The organism is Chromobacterium subtsugae (assembly GCF_001676875.1).
Classification (GTDB): Bacteria; Pseudomonadota; Gammaproteobacteria; order Burkholderiales; family Chromobacteriaceae; genus Chromobacterium; species Chromobacterium subtsugae.
In genome coordinates this window covers 68,065-77,228 of record NZ_JYKA01000024.1, presented here as the reverse complement: position 1 = coordinate 77,228, position 9,164 = coordinate 68,065, and the positions used below count along the sequence as shown (strand labels likewise).

Sequence of the window (9,164 nt, the reverse complement as noted above, 5' to 3'; positions counted from 1 at the left end):
ACGCTAAGAAGCACGCCGCCAAGAAAGAAGCTTCCGCCGCGCAAAAAGCCCAAGCCGCCAAGGCCGACGCTTCCGCCCCGGTAGCCAAGAAGGCTCACAAGCACCACGCCAAGAAGCATCACGTGGCCAAGAAGGCTGCCGCTTCGGCCGCCAAGTAATCAAACCAGACTCCGGTCTGGCTCGCATAAAAACTAGGGAGGCTTCGGCCTCCCTTTGTTTTGGCTGCCTGGCATCGCGACAGGCGGTTTGATTTTTCCGTCCCGACAAAGAAACAGCCCCGCGGCGCAAGCCTGCGGGGCTGTTGTCGTTCCGCCGAGGCGGAGCGCTTATTTCTCGACGAAGGCGCGTTCGATCGCGTAGTCGGCCGGCTCGCCCATGCGCGGCGATTCCTTGAAGCCCATGCCGTTCAGGATTTCGCACAGGTCGTGCAGCATGCTCGGGCTGCCGCAGATCAGCACGCGGTCGTGTTCCGGATTCAATTGCGGCAGGCCGATGTCGGCGCACAGCTTGCCGCTGGTGATCAGGTCGGTCAGGCGGCCTTCATTGCGGAACGGCTCGCGGGTGACCGTCGGGTAGTAGATCAGCTTTTCCTTCACCATGTCGCCGAAGAATTCGTTTTCCGGCAACTCCTGGGTGATGTAGTCGTGGTAGCCCAGCTCGCTGACCCAACGCACGCCGTGGGTGAGGATCACCTTGTCGTAGCGTTCGTAGACTTCCGGATCCTTGATGATGGACATGAACGGCGCGAGGCCGGTGCCGGTGGACAGCAGGTACAGGTTTTTGCCCGGCAGCAGGTTGTCCTGCACCAGGGTGCCGGTGGGCTTCTTGCTGATCATCACGGTGTCGCCCACCTTCAGGTGCTGCAGGCGGGAGGTCAGCGGACCATCTTGCACCTTGATGCTGTAGAACTCCATGTGCTCTTCGTAGTTGGAGCTGACGATGGAGTAGGCGCGCATCAGCGGCTTGCCGTTGACTTCCAGGCCTATCATCACGAACTGGCCGTTGATGAAGCGCAGGCCGGCGTCGCGGGTGCAGGTGAAGCTGAACAGGGTGTCGTTCCAGTGATGGACCGACAGGACTTTTTCAGCGGACAAATTGGGAGAGGACATATCTCGTGCGGCTCGCTATCCAAAAGATCGAAAAATATTGCGTTGCAAGGATTTTAACCCGTTTCGCCGGCCCCCTGCTTGTTCCTGCGGCTTCGGGTATCGCATGGCGGCGCGGACGCTGTCCGCGGCTGCCGTTTGTGCTTGGGACGACGCCGGCCCGGATGGGCGGACGCTATCGTGAGTGGAGCTGGGCCAGGATTTCAGGCCAAGCGTGATGGTCGCATGTTAACCGACAGCGGCCAATCTCTGGAAGATTGTTTGACGATTTTTTTAGCACCGGCAGTTATTTGTCTGAGCAATATCAAGCTTGTATCTCCATAAGGAAGAGGGCGTCCCGGTGGTGGGACGCCCTCTTTGGACTTACTGAGACGAAACATCGCAGTCGCGCCTGGGAACCATCATGAAACGGCGCGGAGCGGATTCACTGCATCGCATGCCGCTGCAAAGGCATGCTCGTTGAAGCCTGGAACAGATTGCCGGTGCTTTACGATTCACGATACTGCCGGCACATCATCCTGCCCTCGATGGGCGTGTAAGCGGAAACGGCGTTTCCGTGGTCTTCAATCATCAACTTCCCGCGTGCTCGTCATGAATCTGCAAGTGATGTCTGGCTGACCGGCGGCCTTTGGATAATCCGCGCATCCGTCCTGGATGCTGTTTTGGGCATTGCTGGCACCGATGGTGTCGACCGCGCGCCGGTTCAGTCTGGGGCGGTCGCAATGCCGGGTTGAGCGCAAGGTGGCCGGGTATTGTCGCCTGACACATCCGTCTCCCTTCCGGTTGCTTCAACTTTTCCAATATAGCGCTTACAGCTGCTGAAGCAAGGATTTTTTAATCCGCCGCGGCCTGCGGCGCGGGCGCCGCTTCCGGCGGGTTGGGCTTGAGATGGGATTCGAATTGCCGGCTGGCGGCTTGCCAAGAATAGCGCTCCGCCACCTGGCGCACATGGCCGCGGTCGATTTCCAGCGCTTGCAGGCAGGCGGCGCGCAGGTCCCAATCCAGCGCGCCGGCGCCGGAGTCGCCCACCACGTCCAGCGGGCCGGCCACCGGAAACGCCGCCACCGGTGTGCCGCAGGCCATCGCCTCCAGCAGCACCAGGCCGAAGGTGTCGGTGAGGCTGGGGAACACGAACACGTCGGCGGCGCGGTAGAAGCGCGCCAGCTCGTGTTGCGGAAACACGCCGGCGAAATGCACTTCCGGGTATTGCTGTTTCAGCCGCGGCAAGAGCGGGCCGTCGCCGACCACCCATTTGCAACCGGGCAGGTCCAGCTTGAGGAAGGCCTCGATGTTTTTCTCCACCGCCACCCGGCCGATGTAGACGAAGCGCGGCGGTTCGGTGTCGTCCAGCCGCTGGCGCTCGCCGGGGGTGAACAGCGCGGTGTCGACGCCGCGGCTCCACAGCCTGACATTGCGGAAGCCGCGCTGCTCCAGGTCGTCGGCGATGGAGCGGGTGGGCACCATCACCGCCTGCGAGGCGTTGTGGAAGCGGCGCATCCAGGCATAGCTGATGGCGAGCGGCAGCCGGCAGCGCGCCTGGATGTATTCCGGGAAGCGGGTGTGGTAGGCGGTGGTGAAGGCCAGGCCATGGCGTAGGCAGTAGCGGCGGGCGGCCAGGCCCAGCGGCCCCTCGGTGGCGATGTGGACGGCGTCCGGCGCGAAGCCGGCCAGGCGCTGCGCCACCTGGCGGTAAGGCAGCAGCGACAGCCGGATGTCCGGATAGGTGGGGCAGGGCACGGTGCGGAATTCCAGCGGCGTGATCATGTTGACCTGGTGGCCGAAGCCGTCCAGCTCGCGCACGGTTTCGGTCAGCGAGCGGACCACGCCGTTGACCTGGGGCTTCCAGGCGTCGGTGACGATCATGATGCGCATGTGGATTCCTCCGAAGGGATGGGCTCTGGCGATTCCTCGATGGACGAGCCTATGGTCAGCGCCGTCCAGTGCAGCACTTCCAGCCGGCCGTCGAGATGCTCGACCAGCGCCGACAGGCTTTCCACCCAGTCGCCGCTGTTGCCGTAGAGAATGCCGTCTATCATCCGCACTTCCGGCTTGTGGATGTGGCCGCACACCACGCCGTCAAAGCCGCGCCGCCGCGCCTCGCCGGCCAGGATGGCTTCGAACTGGCTGATGAAGTTGACCGCGTTTTTCACTTTGTGTTTCAGGTATTGCGACAAAGACCAGTAGGGTAGGCCCAGGTGGGTGCGCACCCAGTTGAAGCCGCGGTTCAGCTGCAGGATCAGCGTGTACAGATTGTCGCCGACATAGGCCAGCCACTTGGCGTACTGGATCACGCCGTCGAATTCGTCGCCGTGCAGCACCAGCAGGCGCTTGCCGTCGGCGGTGAGGTGCTCGGCCTCGTGGCGGATGGAGATGCCGCCGAAATCCAGCCCGCAGTACTGGCGCGCCGCCTCGTCGTGGTTGCCGGGGATGTAGATCACCTGGCAGCCCTTGCGCGCCTTGCGCAGCAATTTCTGCACCACGTCGTTGTGGCTCTGCTTCCAGTACCAGGATTTCCTCAGCTGCCAGCCGTCGACGATGTCGCCGACCAGGTACAGGTAGTCGGATTCATGTTCGCGCAGGAAGTCGAGCAGATGGTCGGCGCGGCAGCCGGCGGTGCCGAGGTGCACGTCGGAAATCCAGATGCTGCGCAGGCGGCGCGAAACGGCGGAGGCGGAGTCTGGCTGCATGGCGGTGTCCGTGGGCCGGGGCGATGGCCCATGCTGCTGGGGCAAGGTGACAGGCGGATGAGACTTTGTTGACAGCGCGATGAATTGATTGGCGTGGGAAAGGCGGAAACCGCGAGCGGGCGGCGGGGGGCATGCGCGCCGGGGGAGGGGGCCGCCAGCGGGCGCGGCGGCGTTGCCGCGCCGCCACAGGAGGGCCGCCGGAGAGAAGCCAGCGGCGCGGAACGATCAGCCCGCCATCGCCTGGCGGCGGTTGCTGTAGGCTTCGCGCTGGATGTCGCGCACTTCGCTGGTGATCATCGCCACTTGCGGCAATTGGGCGCAGGCCGCGCGGGCGACGGCGTCGGCCAGCTGTTTTTTCTGCTGCTCGCTGCGGCCGGCCAGGATGTGGGTGGTCACGTGCACAAAGGCGTCGGGCTGGCCGCCCACCAGGTAGTGCGCCGAGGGCAGCACCCGCACCTTGATGTCGGGCGTTTCGAACAGGCCGCTGGCGACGGCGGCCTGATGCACGGCTTGCATCAGCGGCATTATCTGCGGCGCCTGCGCCAGTTCGGCCGGGCATTCGATCACGCAATGGGGCATTTTCTTCTTTCTCTAGTTCTCGTGGGGGGGTAGCGGCTTGCCGGCCCCGAAGCGCATGCGCCAGAACAGCGCGTTGCAGACGCCGCCGGCCATCGCTCCCAGGTACATCGTCATCCAGTCGTTGTACAGCAGCGGTTCGGCCACGCGGGCGTACAGCAGCGTGATCAGGCTGCCGCTGAAGGCGCCGGGCGCGAAGGCCGCCAGCGCCAGCAGCCAGGCCGGCCACAGGCTTTGCCAGCGGGCGATGGGGGCGGCCAGGATGATGCGCAGCAGGCACAGCATCAGGCCGAAGATCAAGGCCGGCACCGCGCCCATCAGGTAGGCCATCATCGGCACCACGCCGCTGGCCAAGAGCGCCACCAGCGGGCCCAGCAGGATGAACAGGGTCAGGCCGCAGGCCAGGATTTTCAGGTAGGGAGTCTTCATCCGCGCTCAGGGGAAGGCAAAAGATGACCAGCGTAGCAGACTGGCCGGCCGGCGACGAGTGCCGGCGTCATCGCCGCGCGGCGGCGAACGGGTCGGACAGCCGCGGATCCCGGGTCAGGGTTTCGTCGCTCAGCGTTTTCAGGAAGGCGACGATGTCGGCCTGCTCGGCGGGCGTCAGCCTAATGCGGCCGATGGCCGGGTCTTTCCACGGATTGCGGCGGCCGTCGCCCAGCTTGCCGTTGTCGCGGCCGCCGTCGGCGTGGATGCGCACCGCGTCCTCCAGCGTCGCCACGCTGCCGTCGTGCATATAGGGCGCGGTGAGCGCGACGTTGCGCAGGCTGGGGCTGCGGAAGCGGCCCATGTCGGCCGGCTTGCCGCTCAACTCCAGCGCGCCGCGGTTGGGAAACGGGTAGCTACCTTTGCCGTCGGCGTTGTAGAGGCCGATGTTGTGGAAGGGCAGGCCGTCGCCATGGCCGGCCATCTGGTCGTCGAAGTCCGGACTGCCGTGGCAGCGCAGGCACTGGCTCTTGTCGGCGCGGAACAGGTTCAGCCCGCGCAGCTCGGCGGCGGACAGTTCGGCCTTGCCGGCCTGGTAGCGGTCGTAGCGCGAGTCGAAAGATACGATGCCGCGCTCGAACGTGGCGATGGCCTTGACGATATTGGCCAGGCTCAGGGGTTTTTCCTCACCGGGAAACACACGGGCGAATTCGCTCGCATATCGCGGGTCCGAGCCCAGCCGGGCCAGCACCGTTGGCAGGTTGCCGTCGTTGATGCCCATCTCAACCGGCTCGGTGCGGAACAGCGGGCCGTCCATCTGCCGCTCCAGCGTGGTCAGCGAATAGTTGGCCCAGGTGTAGCTTTTGCGCCAGGCGGCGTTGGCCAGCGGCTGGGCGTTGCGCAGGGTGCGCTCGCCGGTGGCACCCAGCGACAGCGCGACGCCGTCGCTGAAGGCCTTGGCCTGCGGATGGCAGCTGGCGCAGCTGATGCTGCCGTTGCCGGACAGCCGCTTGTCGTAGAACAGGCGGCGGCCCAGCTCGAACTTAGCCTGGCTCATCGGGTTGTCGGCCGGCACCGGGGGCGGAGACACGCTGGGCGGCAGCCGCCAATGCCAGTCCCCGACCGGGGCCGGCGGCGGCGCTTCGCGGCCGCAGGCCGCCAGCAGCGCGGCCAGGAGCAGCGCGGCGAACGGTCTCATGAGGCGGCCTTTTCCAGGCGGAACACGCGCGGGTTGCGGCCGTCGCCCAGCGGCTGGCCGCCGTCGCCGGCGCCGGGTCGGCTTTCGTTCAGCCGCAGGCCCAGGCGATCGAAGATGGGCTGGCATTCGGCGTCGGTGGCGTTGGATTTGCAGCCGAAGTCGGCGCTGTCGTCGCGGCTGATGTCGTTGCCGGCGAACAGCGATTGCACGTCCAGCACCACGCGGTCGGCTTGCGGATCGAAGCGGTCGAACCTCACCTTGAAGCGGTTGGGTTTGCCGCAGCGGTAGCCGCCGACGATGGCGCTGTCGGCCTGGCAGTCGGTGGAGCCAAGGTGGAAGGCCCAGCGGTCGGCGCTGGAGCCGTCGGCGCGCTTGACGCCGCCGCTCGGGGCCAGGTCGATGCGCATGAAGCGGTGGCCGGACTGCCATTCCCACATCAGCCAGTACACGCCGAGGATCGGGTGCGGCGGGCTGTGCGCCGGCTGGTGGTTCAGCGCCACCTCCTCGCCCTTGGCGTTCTTGGCGGAGATCGGCACGCCCACCTTGAAGCTGAGGCCGGTGTAGGTATCGGCCGGCACGCTGCCCGTCACCTCGCTGTTGCTGCCCGGCAGCGGCTTGCCCACCGGCGTGTCGCCGTCGTCGCGCGCCGGGTCCTTGCAGCTGCCGCCGGCGAAGTCCAGCAGGGCCAGGTTCAGATACTGCCATTTATTGCCCTGGTCCAGCTGCAGCGGCACTTCCTGGCCGCGGCTGTTGACCAGGGCCACGTCGTGGACGTAGACCATGCCCTCGGCCAGCGTGGCGTTGGCCTGGCCGACGCCCATGCCGCTAAGCTGGCTGTTGCAGCTCACCGGCTGGCTGCCGGATTTCAGCGCGAAGCGGACGGTGGTGTTGCCGCCGCCGTAGCCGGGGGGCGGGGTCTGATTCTGGTTCTGGGGCGGGCTGTCGCTGCTGCTGACGCCGCCGCCCAGGCAGGCGGACAGGCCCAGGCACAGCCCGGGCACGAGGATCCAGCGCTTGTTCATCACGGTTCTCCATTTATTGTTATGCAAGCCGTAGGGCGGATGCCCCATGGGGCGATCCGCCATCGGTCGCAGGCAGTCGCTTTACGCCGTGCCCCGCATGCGTTTAGGCGAGCGCCGGTCTGCTTGGCGGTTGGCGGCGAGCGGCGGAACGCCCGGCTTTGCCGGGCTTCCGCCCTACGCCAGGCATTACCAGTGCGCCTGCAGCTTCAGCCACAGCGTGCGGCCCGGTTCGTTGACGCGGGTGGTGCGGGCATAGCCGGCCACGTCGGCGCCGCCGCTGCTGATGTGCTCGGCGTAGGCGCGGTTGAACAGGTTGTCGACACCGGCGGTGAGCTTCAGCGCCTTATTGACGCGCCAGCCGCCGTTCAGCGACAGCGTGGCGAAGCCCGGCGTCGGGCCGATGTCTTGGCTGGCGATATTGCCCTGGCCGATGGCGTAGCGGTCTTGCCCGGCGGCCACGCGCCAGACGGCGGCGGCGGCCCAGGTCTGGTTGTCCCAGGCCAGGCTGACGCTGGCGCTCAGGGGCGGCGTCTGCGCCAGCGGTTTGCCATCGGTGGTGTTGGCGCCCCAGCTGTAAGCGGCGCTGCCGGACAGTTGCCATTGCGGCGCGAATTGCCAGGACGCGTCGGCCTCGACGCCGTAGCGGTAGGCCTGGATGTTGCGGGTGGTCTGGGCGGCGCTGTCGTCGACCAGCAGGAAGTCGTCGATGCGGCTCAGGTAGCCGGAAAGCGAGCCCTGGATTCGTTCGCTCTTGTACAGCGCGCCGATGTCGAGCTGGGTATTGCGCTCCGGCTGCAGCACCGGCCGGCTGGCGGCGACATAGCTGCGCTCCCAGTAGTCCGGCGCGCGCTCGGCGACGCCGACGCCGGCGTAGGGCGTCCAGCTGCCCAGTCGGTATTCGTAGCGGGCGAAGCCGCTGAACAGCCGGTAATCCTGCAGTTGCTCGCCGCGGCCGGCGGCGGCGTCGTAGTAGGCGCGCGCGCGGTCGTGGCGCCAGCCGGCCACCAGCTTGCCGCCGCCCAGGGGGGTGTCGCCTTCCAGGTAGAAACCGGCGCGTTCAATGTGTTGATCCGGCACGCGCGGCAGACTGGCGTAGTCGAGCCCGCCCACGCGGCTGGTGTGGCGGTCGTTCTGCCAGTCCACGCCGGCGGTCAGCTCGATGCCGGCGAACGCCAGGTCGGCCTCCAGCTTGGCGGCGTCGGTCTTGCGGTCCGGGTTGCTGGCGCGCGGCGGCTTGCCGGCGGCCAGCGGCCGCAGCGTGTAGTTGTCCATCACGTGGTCGGCGTAGCTGCGGTTGGCGGTCAGCCGCACCGCATCCAGCCACGGCGCCAGATTGCGCTGCTCGGCCTTGAAGCCCCAGGCGCGGCGGTCGAATTGGCTGCCGTCCATCATGCGGTCGGCGTAGGCGGCGCGGCCGTTGCTGAAGTCGCCGGAGATTTCCAGCGTGGTGTCGCGCGTCGGCGTGAAGCCGGCGATCACGCTCTGGCTGTCGCGGCGGTAGGCCGAATGCACTTTCCGGCCGTCGCCGTCGCGGTAGTCGCCGGCCTGGTTGTGCGAGTCGATCAGCCGCAGATAGCCGAGCTTGCCGCCCGCGGTCAGGTCGGCGTAGGCGTCCTGGCGGCCGGCGCTGCCGGCGAGCAGGCTGCCGCCGAAGCGCAGGCCCGGCTCGTCGAACGGCTTGGTCTTGCGTTCGAAGCTGACCGCGCCGCTGATCAGCGCGCCGCCGTATTTGACCGACTGCGGCCCCTTGATCACCACCAGCTTGTCGTAGGCGTCGGGAAACAGGTAGGCGGTGGGCGGGTCCATCCGGCCCGGGCAGCCGCCGTAGACGAAGCCGCCGTTGGCCAGGATGTTGAGGCGCGAGCCGCCCAGGCCGCGCAGCAGCGGATCGCCGGAGCTGCCGCCCTTGCGCACCACGTCGAAGCCGGGAATGGTTTTCAGCAGGTCGGCGCCGTCGCCGGCCGGCACCGGCTGACGGGGCGCGCGCGGATCGGTCTCCACCCGCAGCGGCTGGTCGGTCTGGACGGCGGTGACGACGATGCGGTCGCCTTGGAAGGTGGGCAGGTCGGCGGCAAAGGCATGGCATACCGCCAGCGCCAGCGGCAAGGGCAGCAGGGAGGTTTTCAGCGTCATCGGGAAAGTGTGAATT

At 67.0% G+C, this 9,164-nt stretch carries 8 protein-coding genes; all 8 read right to left on the bottom strand.

The genetic code is table 11. The features are described from left to right. Positions 1–326 precede the first annotated feature (326 nt). The gene (locus MY55_RS20475; RefSeq protein WP_043577052.1) at positions 327–1,109 is read right to left on the bottom strand and encodes a ferredoxin--NADP reductase; all 783 of its coding nucleotides are present in this window, start codon (positions 1,107–1,109) and stop codon (positions 327–329) included. An 831-nt stretch (positions 1,110–1,940) separates the two neighbouring features. Then, complete coding sequence (locus tag MY55_RS20470; protein WP_043577053.1) at positions 1,941–2,978, bottom strand: glycosyltransferase family 4 protein; 1,038 nt, start codon at positions 2,976–2,978, stop codon at positions 1,941–1,943. After that, the gene (locus MY55_RS20465) at positions 2,966–3,793 is read right to left on the bottom strand and encodes a UDP-2,3-diacylglucosamine diphosphatase (protein ID WP_043577055.1); all 828 of its coding nucleotides are present in this window, start codon (positions 3,791–3,793) and stop codon (positions 2,966–2,968) included. The genes MY55_RS20470 and MY55_RS20465 overlap by 13 nt, the downstream gene beginning before the upstream one ends. 225 nt (positions 3,794–4,018) lie before the next feature. Beyond that, positions 4,019–4,372, bottom strand: coding sequence for a 5-carboxymethyl-2-hydroxymuconate Delta-isomerase (locus MY55_RS20460; protein WP_043577056.1), 354 nt, complete (start codon positions 4,370–4,372; stop codon positions 4,019–4,021). A 12-nt stretch (positions 4,373–4,384) separates the two neighbouring features. Further along, a complete protein-coding gene (locus tag MY55_RS20455) occupies positions 4,385–4,798 on the bottom strand; it encodes a hypothetical protein (protein WP_043577058.1) in 414 nt (137 codons plus the stop codon). A 67-nt stretch (positions 4,799–4,865) separates the two neighbouring features. After that, the gene (locus MY55_RS20450; protein WP_065202943.1) at positions 4,866–5,993 is read right to left on the bottom strand and encodes a methanobactin export MATE transporter MbnM; all 1,128 of its coding nucleotides are present in this window, start codon (positions 5,991–5,993) and stop codon (positions 4,866–4,868) included. Then, the gene (locus tag MY55_RS20445) at positions 5,990–7,015 is read right to left on the bottom strand and encodes an MbnP family copper-binding protein (protein ID WP_052941748.1); all 1,026 of its coding nucleotides are present in this window, start codon (positions 7,013–7,015) and stop codon (positions 5,990–5,992) included. Before MY55_RS20445 ends, MY55_RS20450 begins: the two co-directional genes overlap by 4 nt. A 186-nt stretch (positions 7,016–7,201) precedes the next feature. Then, a complete protein-coding gene (locus tag MY55_RS20440) occupies positions 7,202–9,148 on the bottom strand; it encodes a TonB-dependent copper receptor (RefSeq protein WP_052878039.1) in 1,947 nt (648 codons plus the stop codon). Between the last annotated feature and the right edge of the window lie 16 nt (positions 9,149–9,164).